A 16,792-nucleotide genomic window follows, 5' to 3' on the forward strand; every position below is an offset into this window, starting at 1 on the left:
GGGGATATGGGGGCAGATCACTGGCAAGCCCGCGCATCAGAAAGCCGTTGGCTCGCTTCGAACGGGCTGTCTTTTCCACTCGTTCCGCGCCGGGGCGAGGCGCGGTCCTTGATGCAAAAGACGGCTGACCCGGTGGTCCATGTTCGGGCATGGGCCGGGGTCAGCATCGGCGCGTGTCGGTATCGTCTGCATCACGGGAGAGGGTAGGGTGCATGGCCAGCTACCATCTCTCCGTGAAGACGATCAAACGCAGCGCCGGGCGCTCTGCCACGGCAGCAGCGGCCTACCGTGTCGGGGAGCGCATCGAGTGCCAGCGCGAAGGTCGCGTCCACGATTACACCCGCAAGCACGGCATCGAGGAGACCTTCATCCTGGCACCGAAGGATGCCCCGGACTGGGCCACGGATCGCTCGCGCCTCTGGAACGAGGTCGAGGCCAGCGAGACCCGCCGCAACTCCGTCACCGCCCGCGAATGGGAGCTGGCCCTGCCGTCCGAGATCAGCGCCGAGGACCGCTCGCAGATCACCCGCGACTTTGCCCAGGAGCTGGTCAGCCGCTACGGCGTGGCCGTCGATGTGGCGATCCACGCTCCGCATCGGGAAGGCGATCAGCGCAACCACCATGCTCATGTGCTGACCTCCACCCGCAAGCTGGAATCCGAGGGCTTCACCACCAAGACGCGGGTGCTCGATGCCGCGAAGACCGGCGGTGTCGAGATCGAGCAGATGCGCGGCCTCTGGGCCGAGCTTCAGAACCGCGCGCTGGAGCGGGCAGGGGAGGCCGAGCGCGTTGATCACCGGTCGCTCGAAGCGCAGCGTGAAGCGGCGCTGGAGCGGGGTGATCAACTCTCCGCCGAGGAACTGGACCGCGACCCAGAGCTGAAGCTGGGACCAGCGGCCAATTCCATGGAGCGCCGGGCGAAAGCAATGGCCGAACGTGAGGGCCGCGAATACAAACCTGTCACCGAACGTGGTGCTGTCGTCCATGCCGCCCGTCAGGCGCGCGCTGCCTTCCGCGAAATGCGCGCACGGCTGGAGCTGGCGCGCGAGACCTATGGCATCGAGCGCGAGGCTGGGCAGGGCCGTGTCTCCGCCGGTCTGGCGGCGCTAAGGGCTGCGACCGCGAAAGATCGCGACCGCGAGCGAAACCCGGATGACTTCCGGGAGCGGCTGGCGCGTGTCGTGGGCCGGTCACGGGACCAGGACGACACGCCGAAACAGGAAGGCCACAATTATGCGCGGGAGCGGCTCAAAGAAATCATGGAGAAGGACGCCGGGCGTGATGGCCAGGCAGCGGTTCACAAACTGGATGGTCACAGCGAGCATGATCTGGGCGAGGACACAGGGCGCGAGGCGCGCAAGCCGTCCGTCAATGAGCGCCTGAAGGACGTGCTGAACAAGCCGCGTGAGAAGCTGGAGATCGAGGACGAGCGCGATCAGGAGAAGGAGCAGGAGGTCGAGAAGGATCGGGACATCGACCGCGATCCGGGCCTCAGTCACTGAGGAGGCGGTGAGAGGTCGTTTCCCCATTCTTCATGGGAATGCTCGCCTGAGAGAACCCGACGCCAACAAGGAATGAAATCACACCGGTCGCAGTCTTGAACTCGCGTACCTTGATTGCATTCTGCGTCAGGCGCGTCCTGGCGGTGACAAGAATTTTCTCTTGTCCGTCGTTTCCCACCGTCCGCATGATCCATAGACCATACCAGCTTGGACCCTTGCGTTCAGGATCGGCTTTGCACAGCACTTCGACCGTGTGGCCCTCCTCGGCAAGCGCCCGAAGTCCTTGTTCGGTGGTCACGTTTAGTTCGATTTCAGCCGTCTGGCTCATAGCGCATATCAACAGAAACAATGATGATATTCTTCTGCCCGAATCTAACCAAGGCATCAATCGTATATTATCGGGCAGGGAATGGCTCGATAGATTTCAGTGATCCCGGCAGTGTGCCGGTCTCGCTTTGAGCGATAGACAAGGCAGGGGATCGACGGGCTGACTCCCGCTCACCCCAACCCTGACAGTTTCCAATACCTCTTGATCCGCCTGCCATCCCGGCAGGTCCGAGAAAACCGGCAAGCGCCGCCTGTGGCGTCGGTTCCGGTCGAGAATTCCGGTTCCTCCCACGCGCGAGGCGCGCGGTTCCCTCCCAAATTCACGCCCTCCACCCGGTTGTCACGGCCCCGCCGGGCCGCAGGACGGGCTTTGCCCTTACCTGCTCTGCCGTCCGGAATGCATGGGCATTCCAGACAACAGAGAAGGAAGGCCCGCCCATCGGCGGAAAGGGGAAGAGACCCGGCCCGCGTCACTCGAAGGAGGGTCACAAATGACCGCAGAGAAGTTTGACGTTTATTCCCATGTCACCAACCAGATCATCGCGCAGATCGAGGCGGGAACACCGCCTTGGCGTAAACCGTGGACTGGCGGAGGAGGAGGGGTCAGCTTGCCGGAACGGTTCAATGGCGAAGCCTATCGGGGGATCAACATTCTGATGCTTTGGGCGACAGCGATGGCCAAGGATTACAGCTCAGCCCGCTGGATGACGTTCAATCAGGCCAAGCAACTTGGGGGCCATGTCCGCAAAGGCGAGAAATCCGCCACCGTGGTGAAATACGGTACCGTCGAGCGCGAGGACGAGAACGGCGAGGAACGCCAGATCCCCTATGCCAAGGCCTACCGCGTCTTCAATGCCGACCAGATGGTAGTGTCTCAGTTTGAAATGGGGAAGCGTTGACATGGTTTCGTCCCAGACTCACGGTAACGATACATTAACCGGCGCGGCGCATGATCGTGAACGGCTGCGCGGTCGTGACTACTTGCCATTGTGGATAAAAGGTCCACATTTTATGTTGACTGTGATAGATACCCTGTCAAGAGGGCTGCAAACCCTCAGGGGAGGAAAGGACCAACATGCCAAAAGGACCGCAAGGGCAGAAGCGCCCGGCGGACGTGATCGGCAACGCTGTCCACATTGCCAAGATCGCGACCGGCGAGATCGAAGAGACGACATTGAAGCAACCAGCCAAGCGCAAGAGCGGCTTGGCCGGATCGAGGGCGCGTGCGGAGAAGTTGACCGCAGAGGAGCGGAGCGATATTGCGCGCAAGGCAGCAAGCGCGAGGTGGGAATGATGGCTGACGCCCGTGTTGTTTCTAATCGGCTTATTGACTTAGCCTCTGCCGCAGGTGACACCCTAACACCGATGCAGGTTTTGAAGCTGGTATACATCGCGCATGGATATAGCCTTGGGGCGCGTGGTGTGCCACTGATTCCAAACCGCGTAGAGGCTTGGAAATTTGGCCCGGTCATCCCAACGCTGTATCATTCAATCAAGCATTGGCGTGATAAACCAGTTGGTCAAATTGTGACTACTGGCCTTGAGGATTTCAGGGATGGTGAGCGAGAAATTGTTGACGCTATCTACGAGGCCTACAAAGGACTCGACGGCATTGCCCTATCGAACCTGACACATCAGCTCGGCACACCTTGGGCAGAAGTTTATAGGCCTGACAGGGCAAACATTCCTATTCCTGACGATCTAATACAGCATCATTATAAGGGTATCTTGGACGCACAATGAGCGACGAGGAGCCGCCCAAGCCCGACTATTCAAGTTTAGTTCGGATCATGAAGCGTCAGGCTCAGATTTTGCAGTCTGTGTCTGGCGTGGATAATAGGGCGGAAGACGAAGCCCAGGCGATTGCGGAAGACAAATACGAGGATATCCAAAGGCAGAAAGCGGAAACCGCAGGGCTTAAGGAAAAGAACCGCGACCTCCGTCACAACCGGAAGCTTCGAAGCGCATACGCAAAGTCTGTTTTCTGCTATCTTATTTGGTATTCAGTATTCGTAGCGGTAGTACTGGTGCTGAGTGGTTTCAACATTTGCGGCTTCTCTCTTCATGAAGATGTATTGAAATTTCTTGTAGGGAGCACAGCTGCGGCTGCGATAGGACTTGTTTACGCGGTTACGAACGGTCTGTTCGATGGAGTGGGTAAAAAATAAAACTGAAACTTTTGCTTTCTAAGTGATCCCAGCATACCTACATTCAAGGTATGAACAAACTCGACACAAAAACCCGCTGCACCATCCTCAACATGCTTGTTGAGGGATCGTCCATGCGCTCAATCAGCCGCATTACTGGCGTGTCGATCAACACGGTTTCCAAGCTTCTCGTTGATGCTGGAGAGGCTTGTGCGGCCTACCATGATGAAACCGTGCGCAACGTGAATGCGCAGCGCGTCCAGTGCGATGAAATCTGGTCCTTCGTCTATGCCAAGGACAAAAACGTAAAGACGGCTAAAGCCGCTCCTGACGGCGCTGGTGACGTGTGGACGTGGACCGCGATTGATGCGGATAGCAAGATGATCTTGTCGTATGAGGTTGGCGACCGCTCGGCGGCTACGGCAATCGAGTTCATGGACGATTTGTGCGCCCGCCTTGCCAACCGCGTTCAGCTGACCACAGACGGCCACAAGGCCTATCTGGAGGCCGTAGAGGGCGCGTTTGGTGGCGATATCGACTACGCTATGCTTGTGAAGCTGTACGGCGATCTGGGCGGCAAGACGGCAGAGCGCAAGTATTCCCCGGCAGAATGCACCGGCATCAAGAAACGCGCCGTTGAGGGGCGCCCGGATATGGCACACGTCAGCACGTCCTACGTGGAACGCCAAAACCTGACTATGCGCATGGGAATGCGCCGCTTCACCCGCCTGACCAACGGGTTCTCCAAAAAGCTTGAAAACCACCTTCACATGCTGAGCCTGTATTTTGTGCACTACAACTTTGTGCGCATTCACAAGACGCTTCGTATGACGCCTGCCATGGCGGCTGGCGTGTCGGACACTCTGCGCGACATGGAATGGATCGTTGGCCTCATCGACGCCCGCGCACCTGCGCCGAAAAAACGCGGCCCGTACAAAAAGCGCAATCAGGAAAATTCAAACTGAGACACTGCCGACCAGATCGAGGGCTTGCCCGCCGAGTTTTACATCCTGCCCGATCCCCCCCGCGATCTTGGCACCGTGGCCGCCCCCGAGCTGGAGGCGTTCTTTGCCGCCACAGGCGCGCAGATCGACGTGACCGAGGAGCCGCGCGCCTATTACAACATCAGGACCGACCGGATTCATATGCCGCCGATTGGCACGTTTCACCGGGCCGCAGGATATTACGGCACCTTGGCGCATGAGCTGACCCACTGGACCGGGGCGACGAAGCGGCTAGACCGATTGGGCCGGTTCAGTGACCGCAAGGCCTATGCCTTCGAGGAGCTGGTCGCGGAGATTGGCAACTGCATGTTGTGCGCACAGATCGGGGTGGAGCCTGAATTCGACCAGAGCGCGGCCTATGTCGAAGGATGGCTTGAGGCGATGAAGGAAGACAGCCGCGCGATTTTCCGTGCCGCGTCCGAGGCGCAGAAGGCCGTGGATTACATCATGGAACGCACCGTGCAGGCCGACCGGATGGCCGCCGAGTAACAGCCCACACCGCCGCAACGATCGAGGCCCCCGTCAGCAGGCGGGGGCCCTTGCGTTCTGGCGTGATCCAGGTGGTGGGCGGTTTCAGGGTGACCTGTCGGCTGGTGACCAGACGGTCATCTGCCAACAGGCCCGGCGCTCCGCGCGGGCGGGCATTTCATGCCCGGAAACGGTGACTTCGGCCAGTGCCACAAACGACTAAATTCTGAATGTTGAGCGCGTCACTGTTCCATGCGCGGAAGAAAGCCGATTCTGGATTGGTGAAATGGAAACTGGGCTTGATTATTCCAGACGGAGTTTCACCAATGCGTAGGCAAGCAGAACTGCACATGCTGCTCCGGCGCAGATAAATGTTGCGCGCAATGCGATTTCCCGACCCATCTCTTGCTCTAAAAGTGAGACAAGAAGCCCGCCGGTCATGGCACCCAACGGCATCGAGCCCCACCCGAAGAAACGGTAAATGCTGTTGACCCGTCCAAGCAGCGCAGGCGGAATACGTCTTTGCCGCCAAGACACCGTGATGACATTCCACAGCATTGCTGCGGCCATCACAAAGAACAGCGCGGTGGCCATTGCAAAGCCAGAATGGCTCAGCCCGATTGATGCATAGCCAATGCCCCAGGTAGCAATTGACAGATACAGGCACCTTTGTGTTCCGAAAAGCCCGACGAGCTTTGGGGCAAGCAGGCTTCCTGTAACGGCCCCCAGTGCCGCGACAGACAGGACTAGCCCGTAGGCGTAGGCGGACATAGCCAGCACATCCTGCGCAAAAAGAACCTGAACTGTGATCGTCGCCGTCGCGATGAAGTTGGCGATCCCCAACACGACGGCAAGCCGTAGCAGTAAGGAATCAGCACGCATGAAGGCGATCCCTTCCGCCAGAGCTTTGCGAAACCGCGTCTTAGTCCGTGCCCTTGGCGCAAGTGTAATCATCCAAACGAACCCGGCGGACAAAACCAGAAGGGCCGCGTCAACACCAAAGGGGATGCCGATGCCCGCCGCGATCAGGACGCCCGCCAATGGCGGCCCGATGAACTGGTTTGTCAGTTGCTCACTGCTCCAGAGTTGGCCATTGGCCGCCTCCAGGTCCTTCGAGTCGACGATGGACGGGAGCATCGTCTGAGCGGCATTGTCTCTCAGCACTTCCGCAGAGCCCAAAATGAACGCGAGCCCCGCCAGCACCCACACTGCGCCCTCGGCGGGCTGGTTCACCGCCAGCATAAGGATCGCAAGCGCGATTGCAGCGCGTAAGAGGTCGGCTCGGGCAATCAGCTTGTTGTGTTCGGCATTGTCGATAACGACGCCCGCCGGAATAGCAAAAAGCAGCCATGGCAGCCGACTTGCCGCCGCCACCGCACCAATGGCCACTGGATTCTGCGACATCAGTGTCGCCAGCCAGGGCAATGCGAGAACGACCAGTCCATCGCCAAGATTGCTCAAGGTGCCGGCACCCAAGAGAAGGCGGTAGTTCCGGTTTCTGATAACAAGAGGTGCCGCCATTTTGTGAACCCTTTCCGACTTGGAAAATTGCTGAATGTCAGTAGGCTATCTCAGCTGAGTTCAATCCAACCAGCAAATTCAGCAAGAAGCTTTTTGAACTCCGCAGGCGACGGAAAGGCATCATAGGTGTGGATGGCAGGTGTAACAGCCCATGGCAGCTTGTCTTTGGTCATGGTTTCAACAAAGGGTCTGAACCAAGAACTGTCCTGACAAAGCGTCGCGCGCACGTTCACCCGTTCATCAGCGCCTTCGATTTTCGTGAACATCAATGTCATGCAGATGGGGCAGAAGAAATGATGGCGCTGCGATCCAGGCAAAGGTCTTGCAACGGGCATACCTTTAACAATCTTGAAGCCGTCCGCCGGGATCATCACTCCCAGCGAAAACGCACTCGCGCTCATCTTTTGGCAATCCGCGCAATGACACGCGAGTGTCATTATAGGAGGGGCCAAGATTTCAAATTGGGTCGCGGAACAGCGGCAGGTGCCGCCAGCAGGCAGGTTTGGTTGGCGCATGCCAAATCTCCATTTTGGGGGAATGCCGGTTCGGAACTGCGAAGCGAGCTTCGCAGCAGTAGGTCACGACCGGGTATATTAGAGCTTAGCAAGCATTGCTGCGTCGGTAAATGATGGGAGAAAATGCTCTAGTAGAGCGTTTCTGCCAAAATCGGTGGGTTCCGTCCCACCTATCCCAGACCACGCAGGATCAATGACTTAGCGCAGCCAGAACTACCCGGCAAAACCGGTGCGGTTCTGGCAGGTTTGTGGCGAGGCCCTTTCGCTGCAAAAAGGACCCTTTTTGCGGCAGCGGGCAATGCGCTGCCAAGTGTCTGATTTTCCACATACTGGACTGACGCAAAAACCTAGTGCAAAAAGATTCCATGAAAATCGGCTATGCACGGGTGTCCACAGAAGAACAGAACCTCGATCTACAGATCGAGGCGCTGACAGAGGCCGGGTGCGACCGGATCATCACGGACCAGGCGCAAAGTGGCGCGACCGCTGCCGAGAGCCGCGCCGGGTTTGCCGAGGCAATGGGGTTGCTAGGTGAAGGTGACTTGCTGGTGGTCTGGAAGCTGGACCGCGTAGGCCGGTCCATTGCCGATCTGATCCATCTACTGAAACTGTTCGGGGATCGCAGTATCGAGTTCCGCAGCCTGACAGACGGGATCGACACGACGACCGCAGGCGGGCGGCTTGTGTTTCACATCATGGGTGCGCTGGCCGAGTTCGAGCGCGACTTGATCCAGGAGCGGACGAAGGCGGGCCTGCGCGCGGCGAAGAAGCGTGGCAAACGCCTTGGCAGGCCCCCTGCCCTCACGGACGCCCAGATCGCCCATGCGAAGACCGCCATCGAGGCAAAACGTGAGACGGTTTCTGGCATGGCTGAAATCTTGGGCGTAAATCGCAGCACGCTGCAGCGTGCCATAGCGCGTAGCGTTGTATGAAGCATTCATGCACCAGTTGGTTTTAAGTTGACACCCAAAACAGGAACATATAGCGAACACTGTTGTAAAGCGTGACGCTACGCAGCACGGTACAAACCAATTGAAACGTGAAGGATCGGTTCGCATGGCTACGACAAGACAACAGAAAACGCCGATCCATCCTGGCGACTTCGTGCGCTCTGAGATCATCGACCGTCTGGATATTTCCATCACCGATGCAGCGCAGGCGCTTGGTGTTACGCGGCCCGCCTTGTCAAAGCTGCTAAATACGCGCGCCCACCTTTCACCAGAAATGGCCCTTCGGATCGAGAAAGCCTTTGGTGTGTCTATGGATGTGCTGATGAAGATGCAGAACGTCTTCGACATCGCTGAAGCCCGCCGGAAGGAGAAGCAGATCAAAGTGCTTCCGTTCACGAAAAAGGCGCGGTTCCCACAGGCGAGGTCAGCATGAAGCCGATAGCGAACAGTGCCGCCGATTTGATCGGCGACGAGATCGAATTGATCGCAGCGTGCCTAGCCTTGGGCGCGGCAGATGCAGCAGGGCCGCTGGCCAAGGCTGAGATTGAATTGGTTAAGAAGGCAATGAGCGTTTCGTTGCCAACCTCGACTGGCTCTGCCCTTCGAGAGTTGATTGCGACCGGCGAAGACCCTCTTGGCGCGGCATTCTCCGTTCTGCGGTCTGCGGAGGAGCGCCGCGCACAAGGCGCGACCTATACCCCTGCCCCAATCGTGCGAAACATGATCGAATGGGCTGCGAACAAGAGAACACCCCGACGTGTCATTGATCCAGGCGTTGGGTCTGCCCGGTTCCTCAAAAGCGCGGGAACGGTTTTCCCGAAAGCTCAGCTCGTTGGCATAGACGTTGATCCTCTTGCGACCCTGATGGCCCGCGCCAACCTCGCCGTGGCGGGTTTCGGAAGTCGCTCAAGGGTGATCTTAGGAGATTTTCGGCAATTCGAAGACCAGGTCGACGGCAGCACACTTTACATCGGCAACCCCCCCTATGTTCGGCACCATCAGATCGAACCGATCTGGAAAGAATGGCTTGGGGTCGAAGCCACGAAAATGAACCTGACGGCGAGCAAGCTGGCGGGTCTGCACGTCTATTTTTTTCTCGCCGCCGCCCGTGCCGCGAAGCCCAAGGACATGGGCGCGTTCATCACGGCGTCCGAATGGCTGGATGTGAACTATGGGGCGCTAGTGAGGTCGTTGATGTTAGGGCCTCTTGGCGGCAAAAGCATTACGGTGATCGACCCTACCGCACAGCCTTTCCCCGATGCGGCCACTACAGCCGCCATTGCGACGTTCGAGATCGGCGCACAGCCTAAATCCGTCTATTTCAAACGCGTTGATAAGCTGTCGGCCCTAGGCGACCTGGGTAAAGGTCGCAGGGTGCATCGTGACCGGCTTGCTGCGGAAGGACGCTGGTCGCACTTGACCCGAACCGCTGAGAAGCCGCCTGAAGGTTATGTCGAACTTGGTGAATTGTGCCGGGTTCACAGGGGTACCGTGACAGGGGCAAACGGCGTATGGATCGCCGGAGAACACAGTGTAGGCCTTCCGGCATCTGTGCTGTTTCCAACCATTACGAAAGCGCGAGAAGTGTTCGAAGCACATCGCGGGTTGCTTTCCGCTTCCACAAAGCTGCGCAGCGTGATCGACATACCGCCCGACCTTGATCAGCTCGATACGGTAGAGCGAAAGGCTGTGGAGAAATTCCTTAAAGTCGCCCGCGCAATGGGAGCTAGCAGCGGCTATGTCGCCCGCCACCGCAAGGCCTGGTGGTCTGTAGGGTTGCGTTCTGCGGCACCTATTGTGTCGACCTACATGGCCCGTCGCCCACCCGGATTTGCAATCAACAAGGCCGATGCACGGCATATCAATATTGCGCACGGGCTTTATCCACGCGAACCTCTGTCTGAAAAGGCGAAGCGGGCATTGGTGAACTTTTTGCAGACGAATATCTCTCAGAAATCAGGTCGTACTTACGCGGGCGGACTAACCAAGTTTGAACCGAGAGAAATGGAACGTGTCATCGTTCCCAGCCCAGAATTACTGATTGGCGGAGCCGCCCTTTGATTGATCCGCCTATCTGGAGCGACGACCAGCTCGAAACCGATCTTCTCAGCGCCATCGCCGCTTTTTCCAAGGAACGACTGGAAGAGCCGCTAGAGGACTACCTGGAAGCATTCGACGTCTATCAGGGCTATGTTGAAGAGGTTCTGGAGACGACCATAGACTTGTCTAACCTCGACCATACAGGCCTCGATGTTCTTAGCGATCCGCGCCTTCTTGAAGCGTTCCGTTATTTGGCTGGTCCACCGATCTCTGAAGATGACTTGAAAGTTCTCGCCGACGCGCGGTCGCTGACCAAGAAAAATCTGGAGACCGAACCAGAGCTGGTTAAGCGGCTGATAGATGTGGTGCGCCAGGTTCTAGACCGTCGACGCTTCGCATGGGTCGTCGAAAATCGGGAACCTACTGAAGCAGAGCGAAGCGCCGCTGTTTTGGCTTCGGCAGCTCTTATGGCTGCCAGCCGCACCCAGACTAAGCGGCGCACTGCTGGGAAAAATCAGCAGGAAGAGCAGGTGAAGGAGGCTTTGCGTCAACTTGGATTCACGGAAGTTCCGACGCGAAAGATACCGACGATTTCTGCCGCCCCTGCCCCAGGTGAGTTTTGCGGTGAATGCCTGCTTGGCAGCAGGAAAGGCGACATCATAGTCCGCCTTTGGGATCAAAGGGTGATGCCTATCGAATGTAAGGTTTCAAACTCGTCGACCAACTCGGTAAAGCGTCTGAATAACGACGCGGCTGTAAAAGCTACAAGTTGGAAAACTGATTTTGGATTGCGCCAGGTTGTTCCAAGCGCAGTCCTGAGTGGCGTCTATAAGCTTCACAACCTTAGCGACGCGCAGGAGCGCGGGCTGACGATTTTTTGGGCGCACAATCTAAAGCCACTTACAGACTGGATTGAAACGACAAGATAACAGTTAACGGTTATCTCCTGCGACCGTCGATTTCGGCGGAATCCGGAATGTTTATGCCGCCTGCGCGGAGACATTCATAAAGCAGCTCTTTCTTTGTTAAGCCGCGCTTGCTGGCCTCGCGCGCGAAAGCATCCTTGATCGGCTCCGGCACGTTTGTGAAAGAAAACTGGACCCGTGGAGCGTCCTTGAGAGCGGAAGATTTTGCCTTGCTGACACTCGGCAGCGGCGCGGCCAGCTCCTTCAGCTTCCGTGAACCGCCGTCATCTTCTAGATCATCATCGAGATTTACGCTGACTTTGGCCATGAACCACTCCTATAAAAGCTGAGCAGCCCCCTGCCCTGCAAATCGGCAAGCACTGACTTCGCAGATCGACGCGCTGATCCCTGTGGTGACTGACCCGTTGAGGTCATTTCCTTGAAGCCGGTGCGATGCGCGCACATTGCGTTGAGGCGTGGTACGTCCTGCGCATCGAGCGCATCGGTGATTGCTTGGGTGATGTTGGTGTTCGTATCTACATCCATCATCACCACGAGCGCCGGGATTTCCTTTTCCATTGTCTCAGCAACGCTTTGAACGTGCGAATAGGTGCGCTTGGCACCCTTCGCATCCGCTTCGTTGGCCTTGGAGGGGATCAGGATCAGATTTGCGGCGGCGATCGCGTGCATTGCCATAGCCGACTTGAAACCAGCAGTATCGACAAAGATCGCATCATAGGCCGGTTCAGTCTTCTTGAGCGCCTTTACTGTCGGGATCAGCTTTTCGTCATTCTCTTCATAAAGCCAGTCCAGGTCCGTTTCATCTTTTTTGGCCCACGATTCCAGATGCCGCTGCGGGTCTGTGTCAATCACCGCAACCCTAGCACCATCTTCGACCATGAGGCTTGCCAGAGCTGTCAGCAGGGTGGTCTTCCCCGCGCCGCCTTTTTCCTGAACCACGCTAATAACTTGCGTCATTTCTTGCCCTCACTTTTTGCAAACCATAACCGATAACACATAACAGTCAACTAATAACTATTATTAGATAACTGTTACTAGTTATGGAGCCTTGCCTTTGCGCTCATACCATTTGCGGCAGAACCCGATAAAAGCGCCGTCTGGGTGGCGTGGTGGTTCGCTCATCCACATGCGCCATTCCTGTTCGAGGAAATAGACATCCCATGTCGGCGCAGCCTCGCGCGCTTTTTCATAGGCTTCTGATGAAAGCCGAACCGAGATTTCCGATGTGATCGCAGGAGCATCCCCATAGATATCGAGAAACTCCGGTTTAGGAGAAACCTCAAGCACATCATGCAGAAGCGTGAACTTGTAATCAGGCATATGGGACTGGTCCGCGTCGGCTTTGCAGATCAGCTTCACAAGGCGTTTGAACTCTTTGGGTGAGGAAGTGGAACCGGTCTTGTGTTGGAGCTTATCGAGACCGATCCGCCATACATCCTGCTTTCCGCAGTGTTTTCTGGCCAACTCATACAAGCGCCGTTCAAGCGGCTTACGAAGCTGAAAATACGCCTTGTTGAGCGTGAGGACGTTCTTGTTTTCAATGGCTTTGACAAGCCAGTCGCCCATTTCCAGCTCAACACTGAGAAGCCTGCCTGTCGAGTCTTCTTTAACGATCCGCGCGTCGGTGATGAATGAAATTGAGCGCCACTCGCCTATGCCGTGATCATGGATGTTGGTCTCGATCTGAGTGAACTGGAGGCGGGTGAGGGCGCGGCGGAGGGTGGCATAAGCCTGCCCAGTCGTATGTCGGTTCGTGGCTTTCAGCAGGTCGTGGGCGGAAATTCTGACGCGGCGGCCAATTTCCTGACCCTCATTCTTCGCGGCCATGAGCTGGCTCAGCACATAGATCAAGATATCCCTGTCGAAGACATTTGCGCGGCCTTCTTCAGCCGCTGGCGTGATCTTCACCTTCACGTTGCCCTGCTCATACTCGAAAGCCGCGAGGTCTTTTTTGACCGATAATGAAAACAGGGGATGCTCCATTGAAGCGCGGTCACTCTTGGGCGTTGCATCCAGGATATCGCAGACAAACAGGTCCGGCTCAGTGTGCCGCTGAGGTAGCAGAGCTGTGCGTTTGCGAGGCCGTGCCATTATTCGATACTCTACCCACTGTTATTCGACAGTCTGCCCACCAAGGCACTGCGTTCTTCGATACTCTACACACCTATCTTCGCTAGTCTACCCACCATTATTCGATACTCTACCCACCGAGAAGCTCAAAAAGTGCTGAATCTCATAAATAATTCAGATACTTATCAATGCGCCGATTCTCGTAACACCCTTTCTAACACATATATAACACCCAGCTTCAGCAGCCTGGCCTACGTCAGCCATCATCCGCGCGATAGAACGCACAAACATCGGTGCCCGTGGATGTGGTAGTCCAGATACCGCCGATGACTCCACATGTGGGACCGTAGCTGGCTAAGAAACGGGGAAGCACCACCGTCATCGCAACGGCCAGAACAACAGCGCCCAGACCCACCCATGGCAATAGTCGAACATCGCGATCCTTCTGCATTCGATATTCATTGATCAGACGCAGGGTGTCGGAATGCGTAGTCGTGGTTTCCTGAAACGAAGCGTTTGAGCGCTGCACACCGTTCAAGACTTCAGCAGAAGAACTGTCGAGCCGCTTGATCGTGGCAGTAAGGCGACCATCGACAGTCTGACCGATCAGCTCCCCGTAGTTTTCAGGGTCCGTCTGTTCCCGTGCGGCGAACGCCGCCTGTCGCGCTTCTGTCGCAACCTCTCGGAGGCGGTTCAGCACCTTCGTCTGTTCGTCCAGGCGATTGCCCTGACTTGAGAGCAGCGTGGCGATGTCATCCAGGCTCTTGTGTATTTCGTCGTCGGAGAGGGCAGGGAACTCAGGCTGGTCAGACATGTCGGGTCACTTTCAAATCAATGGTCCTGCGGCTGGAACAGCCCCTTGAACTCGGGGTCCGCGTAGAAGCGCAGCTTTTGGGCCAGTGCAGAGGGCTGGCCCTGAATGCGCAGGAGCTGGATATCAGGTGGCATCTGCATGATTTCATCGGGGGTCAGCAGATCGCGGCCCGTGAGATTGTTTGAGAAGCTGGGGCCGTCGCCGGGTTTGAAGCTGTCGGTCTGGAACCCGGCGGTTTCCTGGCCGATCATTTGGCTCAACCATTTGGCCGTCTCGAAGTCATTCACCCCGAAGACTTGCTGCACCCCGGCATTGGCGATGAAGGTGTTCGCGCGGTCGCCGTAGAGGTCCTTGAGCTGGCTCATGTCCTGCAAGATCGGCCAGAGCTGCAATCCGTAGCCCGCCATAAGCCCCATAGCGCGCTCCACGGCCTCCAGACGGCCCAGGGCGGCAATTCATCCAGCAGGAAGAGGGTGGGCGTCCTGAGGCGCTGAGGTGCGCTCTGAGCCCCCACAGGGGCTGCCAGTGTCGCTGACGCCTCTGCGTCCCGTGCGATGTCCTGAAGCGCTTGAGAGACAAGGAGACGCAGCCAGCGGCTGTAGGCGTCCATTCGGTTCGGCGGAAGCACCAGGAACACCGAGGTGATCCGATGGCGAAGATCGGAGAATGCGAAGTCTGACCGCGCCAGACACCTGGCGATGCGCGGGCTGTCGAGGAAATGGGTATGCCGCTGTGCGTTCGACAGGACCGAGGCGGCTTCCCGGTCGGCCTTGCCGAGAAAGCGGTTGGCGGCGCGGGCGATCAACCCGCCCGCAGCGTCGCTGTCCTGCATCAGCTCCAGCAGCGCCTTCAGCCGATCCGGGGGGAGGGTGAGGTATTCCCGGACGGTGGCGAGTGACCGGCGGTCCCGGTCCTCGTGACAGACGCAGAACATGATCAGCCCGCCGAGGATGGCTTTCGCCTCCTCGTTCCAGTGCGCCTCCTGCACCTGTCCCGCCGGGTCCATGACCAGCGCCTCTGTCAGGGAGGCGGCATCCTCGCCCAGATCGAGGCTGTCCGGTGTCAGCCGGTCGAGCGGGTTGTAGGCGGCAGAAGGATGGCCGCTAACTTCAAACGGATCGAGGATATGAGTGGTCCCGAAGCGCCGCCGTGCCTCGCCCGCGATCCGCGCGTTCTCGCCCTTCGGGTCGATGACCAGGACGGAGCGGTCCACTGCCAGCAGGTTCGGGATCACGGTGCCGACGCCTTTCCCGGCCCGTGTCGGGGCGAGGGTGATTAGATGGGCAGGTCCGTCATAACGCAGCAGTCGCCCGGTGCTGGGATTGCGCCCGATCAGCAGGCCGTCACCGCCCTGGTGCTTCTTCAGTTCCTTGCGGGTGGCGAAGCGGGCCGAGCCGTGACTGTCGCCGGTCAGCCCGAAGAAGTCATCGGCCCCAGAGACCATGCGCCAGTATTGAAATCCAAAGACAGCGCCAATGAATGTGGGCGGCAGAATGATCGCCCATTCCCAGGCAGACTGACCAAGCGGCGGACCAAAGGCCCCGAGCGCAACGACACCCCCGATCAGGAAGCCGAACATCGCACCGAATGCTGTGCGCCCGATCATCCATCCGAGCAAAACGGGTGTCGCGATCAGGCGATAGAAGAACCGGGCCAGCCCGCCCATGAAGAGCATCACAGATCGCATCACCCGGACCCGTCAGGATCAGAGAGCGGGGCAGGGGAGGCGTCCCCACCACCAGCCGCCGCGCCATCACTACCCCATTCCGCAAACGCCTTCCGATCCTGTTCACGGGACAGGTTCCGCACCAGCCGCTCCACCATGTCCGCAGCGCCGCTGTCCCGCTCCGCCAGATCGAGCAGCGCACCGCCAAGGATCACCTTGCGCCTGGTATCGAGCTTGCGCTTTTTCGTGGCTTCTCGGTTGCGCAATCCCTGGAGGCGGGCCTTGGCCTGGGCGTAGCGTTTCTCGGCGCGTTCAAGCTCAGTCTCGGCCAAATCGGGAATCCATCTTTCAAAAGGGCAGGTGGCAACGTATCTCTTGCCAGATCGAATCTAAGCGCTTACCCGTAGGCCTGTAAAGGACAAGGGCGCACTTATGCAAACTCTCCACCTGCGGCTCCGAGATTTGCGTGCGATCTCCTTGAGGCAGGGCCTCAGCCGATGGCGAACTCCGTCCGGCGCGATGCGCGCCGGAATGAAAGGCCCTCCCGGTCTCTCAAACTCTCCAGGGCCAACTTCAGCAGTTGGATCGCGTCCCGCAATGTTGCGCCAGCGTCTCGCCCGATGCCCCACGGTGGGGGCCGGTCTGCCGCTGGCGTCTCCCTTGCGGGAGGTTCGTGTCGTCGGACCTCACGGTGCCGACACGAACCGGGTTTGCCCCCGGCAAACCGCCAGTGATCTGCCCCCATATCCCGCCCCCCATGAGGCTGGGGATATGGGGGCAGATCACTGGCAAGCCCGCGCATCAGAAAGCCGTTGGCTCGCTTCGAACGGGCTGTCTTTTCC

General features: G+C 58.1%; 19 protein-coding genes and 1 pseudogene. 11 read left to right on the forward strand and 9 right to left on the reverse strand.

Annotated features, from left to right (window positions below; genetic code table 11):
- Window positions 1-212 precede the first annotated feature (212 nt).
- Window positions 213-1,502: a MobQ family relaxase gene (gene mobQ, locus VK792_RS18225; protein WP_326299303.1), complete on the forward strand. Its 1,290-nt coding sequence runs from the start codon at window positions 213-215 to the stop codon at window positions 1,500-1,502.
- Here the strand turns inward: mobQ and VK792_RS18230 are convergent.
- On the reverse strand, window positions 1,492-1,830 hold the full coding sequence (locus VK792_RS18230; RefSeq protein WP_326299304.1) for a hypothetical protein: 339 nt from the start codon (window positions 1,828-1,830) through the stop codon (window positions 1,492-1,494). The genes mobQ and VK792_RS18230 overlap by 11 nt on opposite strands.
- Before the next feature lie 490 nt (window positions 1,831-2,320).
- Between VK792_RS18230 and VK792_RS18235 the strand changes: the two genes are divergently transcribed.
- The 6 genes from VK792_RS18235 (at window position 2,321) to VK792_RS18260 (ending at window position 5,469) form a co-directional block, all read left to right on the forward strand.
- Window positions 2,321-2,728, forward strand: coding sequence for an ArdC family protein (locus tag VK792_RS18235; RefSeq protein WP_326299305.1), 408 nt, complete (start codon window positions 2,321-2,323; stop codon window positions 2,726-2,728).
- Window positions 2,729-2,904: 176 nt separating this feature from the next.
- Window positions 2,905-3,123: a histone H1 gene (locus VK792_RS18240; protein ID WP_326299306.1), complete on the forward strand. Its 219-nt coding sequence runs from the start codon at window positions 2,905-2,907 to the stop codon at window positions 3,121-3,123.
- Window positions 3,123-3,572 carry a Panacea domain-containing protein gene (locus VK792_RS18245; protein WP_326299307.1) on the forward strand — a complete coding sequence of 150 codons (450 nt, stop codon included), beginning with the start codon at window positions 3,123-3,125 and terminating at the stop codon, window positions 3,570-3,572. Before VK792_RS18240 ends, VK792_RS18245 begins: the two co-directional genes overlap by 1 nt.
- A complete protein-coding gene (locus VK792_RS18250; RefSeq protein ID WP_326299308.1) occupies window positions 3,569-3,997 on the forward strand; it encodes a hypothetical protein in 429 nt (142 codons plus the stop codon). Before VK792_RS18245 ends, VK792_RS18250 begins: the two co-directional genes overlap by 4 nt.
- 50 nt (window positions 3,998-4,047) lie before the next feature.
- Window positions 4,048-4,941: an IS1 family transposase gene (locus VK792_RS18255; RefSeq protein ID WP_326299309.1), complete on the forward strand. Its 894-nt coding sequence runs from the start codon at window positions 4,048-4,050 to the stop codon at window positions 4,939-4,941.
- Between the two features lie 24 nt (window positions 4,942-4,965).
- A complete protein-coding gene (locus tag VK792_RS18260) occupies window positions 4,966-5,469 on the forward strand; it encodes a zincin-like metallopeptidase domain-containing protein (RefSeq protein ID WP_326299310.1) in 504 nt (167 codons plus the stop codon).
- A 282-nt stretch (window positions 5,470-5,751) separates the two neighbouring features.
- On the opposite strand, the gene VK792_RS18265 is transcribed toward VK792_RS18260, so the two are convergent.
- Both VK792_RS18265 and VK792_RS18270 read right to left on the reverse strand, forming a co-directional pair.
- A complete protein-coding gene (locus VK792_RS18265) occupies window positions 5,752-6,969 on the reverse strand; it encodes an MFS transporter (RefSeq protein ID WP_326299311.1) in 1,218 nt (405 codons plus the stop codon).
- 50 nt (window positions 6,970-7,019) lie between these two features.
- A complete protein-coding gene (locus tag VK792_RS18270) occupies window positions 7,020-7,484 on the reverse strand; it encodes a GFA family protein (RefSeq protein WP_435404872.1) in 465 nt (154 codons plus the stop codon).
- Between the two features lie 365 nt (window positions 7,485-7,849).
- On the opposite strand from VK792_RS18270, the gene VK792_RS18275 reads away from it, so the two are divergent.
- The 4 genes from VK792_RS18275 (at window position 7,850) to VK792_RS18290 (ending at window position 11,403) form a co-directional block, all read left to right on the forward strand.
- Window positions 7,850-8,416: a recombinase family protein gene (locus VK792_RS18275; protein ID WP_326299312.1), complete on the forward strand. Its 567-nt coding sequence runs from the start codon at window positions 7,850-7,852 to the stop codon at window positions 8,414-8,416.
- Between the two features lie 124 nt (window positions 8,417-8,540).
- Window positions 8,541-8,867 carry a HigA family addiction module antitoxin gene (locus VK792_RS18280; protein WP_326299313.1) on the forward strand — a complete coding sequence of 109 codons (327 nt, stop codon included), beginning with the start codon at window positions 8,541-8,543 and terminating at the stop codon, window positions 8,865-8,867.
- A complete protein-coding gene (locus VK792_RS18285) occupies window positions 8,864-10,495 on the forward strand; it encodes an Eco57I restriction-modification methylase domain-containing protein (RefSeq protein WP_326299314.1) in 1,632 nt (543 codons plus the stop codon). The genes VK792_RS18280 and VK792_RS18285 overlap by 4 nt, the downstream gene beginning before the upstream one ends.
- On the forward strand, window positions 10,492-11,403 hold the full coding sequence (locus VK792_RS18290; protein ID WP_326299315.1) for a XamI family restriction endonuclease: 912 nt from the start codon (window positions 10,492-10,494) through the stop codon (window positions 11,401-11,403). Before VK792_RS18285 ends, VK792_RS18290 begins: the two co-directional genes overlap by 4 nt.
- Before the next feature lie 10 nt (window positions 11,404-11,413).
- Here VK792_RS18290 and VK792_RS18295 read toward each other — a convergent pair whose 3' ends face one another.
- The 6 genes and pseudogenes from VK792_RS18295 to VK792_RS18320 all read right to left on the reverse strand — a co-directional run bounded on the left by VK792_RS18295 (window position 11,414) and on the right by VK792_RS18320 (window position 16,282).
- Window positions 11,414-11,707 (reverse strand): hypothetical protein, encoded by a 294-nt coding sequence (locus tag VK792_RS18295; protein ID WP_326299316.1) that lies wholly within the window; start codon window positions 11,705-11,707, stop codon window positions 11,414-11,416.
- The gene (locus tag VK792_RS18300) at window positions 11,689-12,357 is read right to left on the reverse strand and encodes a ParA family protein (RefSeq protein ID WP_326299317.1); all 669 of its coding nucleotides are present in this window, start codon (window positions 12,355-12,357) and stop codon (window positions 11,689-11,691) included. The genes VK792_RS18295 and VK792_RS18300 overlap by 19 nt, the downstream gene beginning before the upstream one ends.
- Window positions 12,358-12,438: 81 nt before the next feature.
- Window positions 12,439-13,491: a replication initiator protein A gene (locus tag VK792_RS18305; protein WP_326299318.1), complete on the reverse strand. Its 1,053-nt coding sequence runs from the start codon at window positions 13,489-13,491 to the stop codon at window positions 12,439-12,441.
- A gap of 235 nt (window positions 13,492-13,726) precedes the next feature.
- On the reverse strand, window positions 13,727-14,284 hold the full coding sequence (locus VK792_RS18310; protein ID WP_326299319.1) for a hypothetical protein: 558 nt from the start codon (window positions 14,282-14,284) through the stop codon (window positions 13,727-13,729).
- A gap of 17 nt (window positions 14,285-14,301) precedes the next feature.
- Window positions 14,302-15,971 (reverse strand): annotated as a pseudogene (locus VK792_RS18315) (type IV secretory system conjugative DNA transfer family protein).
- Window positions 15,971-16,282: a mobilization protein gene (locus VK792_RS18320; RefSeq protein WP_326299320.1), complete on the reverse strand. Its 312-nt coding sequence runs from the start codon at window positions 16,280-16,282 to the stop codon at window positions 15,971-15,973. The pseudogene VK792_RS18315 and the gene VK792_RS18320 overlap by 1 nt, the downstream one beginning before the upstream one ends.
- Window positions 16,283-16,792: the final 510 nt, after the last annotated feature.

Origin of the sequence: Mesobacterium hydrothermale (assembly GCF_035818635.1) — a bacterium.
GTDB classification, from domain to species: Bacteria; Pseudomonadota; Alphaproteobacteria; order Rhodobacterales; family Rhodobacteraceae; genus Mesobacterium_A; species Mesobacterium_A hydrothermale.

Bases quoted from the DNA above. Each gene is read 5' to 3' on its own strand.
- VK792_RS18295 (WP_326299316.1), bottom strand. From the start codon at position 11,707: ATGGCCAAAGTCAGCGTAAATCTCGATGATGATCTAGAAGATGACGGC.
- mobQ (WP_326299303.1), top strand. From the start codon at position 213: ATGGCCAGCTACCATCTCTCCGTGAAGACGATCAAACGCAGCGCCGGG.
- VK792_RS18265 (WP_326299311.1), bottom strand. From the start codon at position 6,969: ATGGCGGCACCTCTTGTTATCAGAAACCGGAACTACCGCCTTCTCTTG.
- VK792_RS18230 (WP_326299304.1), bottom strand. From the start codon at position 1,830: ATGAGCCAGACGGCTGAAATCGAACTAAACGTGACCACCGAACAAGGA.
- VK792_RS18280 (WP_326299313.1), top strand. From the start codon at position 8,541: ATGGCTACGACAAGACAACAGAAAACGCCGATCCATCCTGGCGACTTC.
- VK792_RS18245 (WP_326299307.1), top strand. From the start codon at position 3,123: ATGGCTGACGCCCGTGTTGTTTCTAATCGGCTTATTGACTTAGCCTCT.
- VK792_RS18240 (WP_326299306.1), top strand. From the start codon at position 2,905: ATGCCAAAAGGACCGCAAGGGCAGAAGCGCCCGGCGGACGTGATCGGC.
- VK792_RS18270 (WP_435404872.1), bottom strand. From the start codon at position 7,484: ATGCGCCAACCAAACCTGCCTGCTGGCGGCACCTGCCGCTGTTCCGCG.
- VK792_RS18310 (WP_326299319.1), bottom strand. From the start codon at position 14,284: ATGTCTGACCAGCCTGAGTTCCCTGCCCTCTCCGACGACGAAATACAC.
- VK792_RS18305 (WP_326299318.1), bottom strand. From the start codon at position 13,491: ATGGCACGGCCTCGCAAACGCACAGCTCTGCTACCTCAGCGGCACACT.
- VK792_RS18300 (WP_326299317.1), bottom strand. From the start codon at position 12,357: ATGACGCAAGTTATTAGCGTGGTTCAGGAAAAAGGCGGCGCGGGGAAG.
- VK792_RS18275 (WP_326299312.1), top strand. From the start codon at position 7,850: ATGAAAATCGGCTATGCACGGGTGTCCACAGAAGAACAGAACCTCGAT.
- VK792_RS18285 (WP_326299314.1), top strand. From the start codon at position 8,864: ATGAAGCCGATAGCGAACAGTGCCGCCGATTTGATCGGCGACGAGATC.
- VK792_RS18235 (WP_326299305.1), top strand. From the start codon at position 2,321: ATGACCGCAGAGAAGTTTGACGTTTATTCCCATGTCACCAACCAGATC.
- VK792_RS18250 (WP_326299308.1), top strand. From the start codon at position 3,569: ATGAGCGACGAGGAGCCGCCCAAGCCCGACTATTCAAGTTTAGTTCGG.
- VK792_RS18255 (WP_326299309.1), top strand. From the start codon at position 4,048: ATGAACAAACTCGACACAAAAACCCGCTGCACCATCCTCAACATGCTT.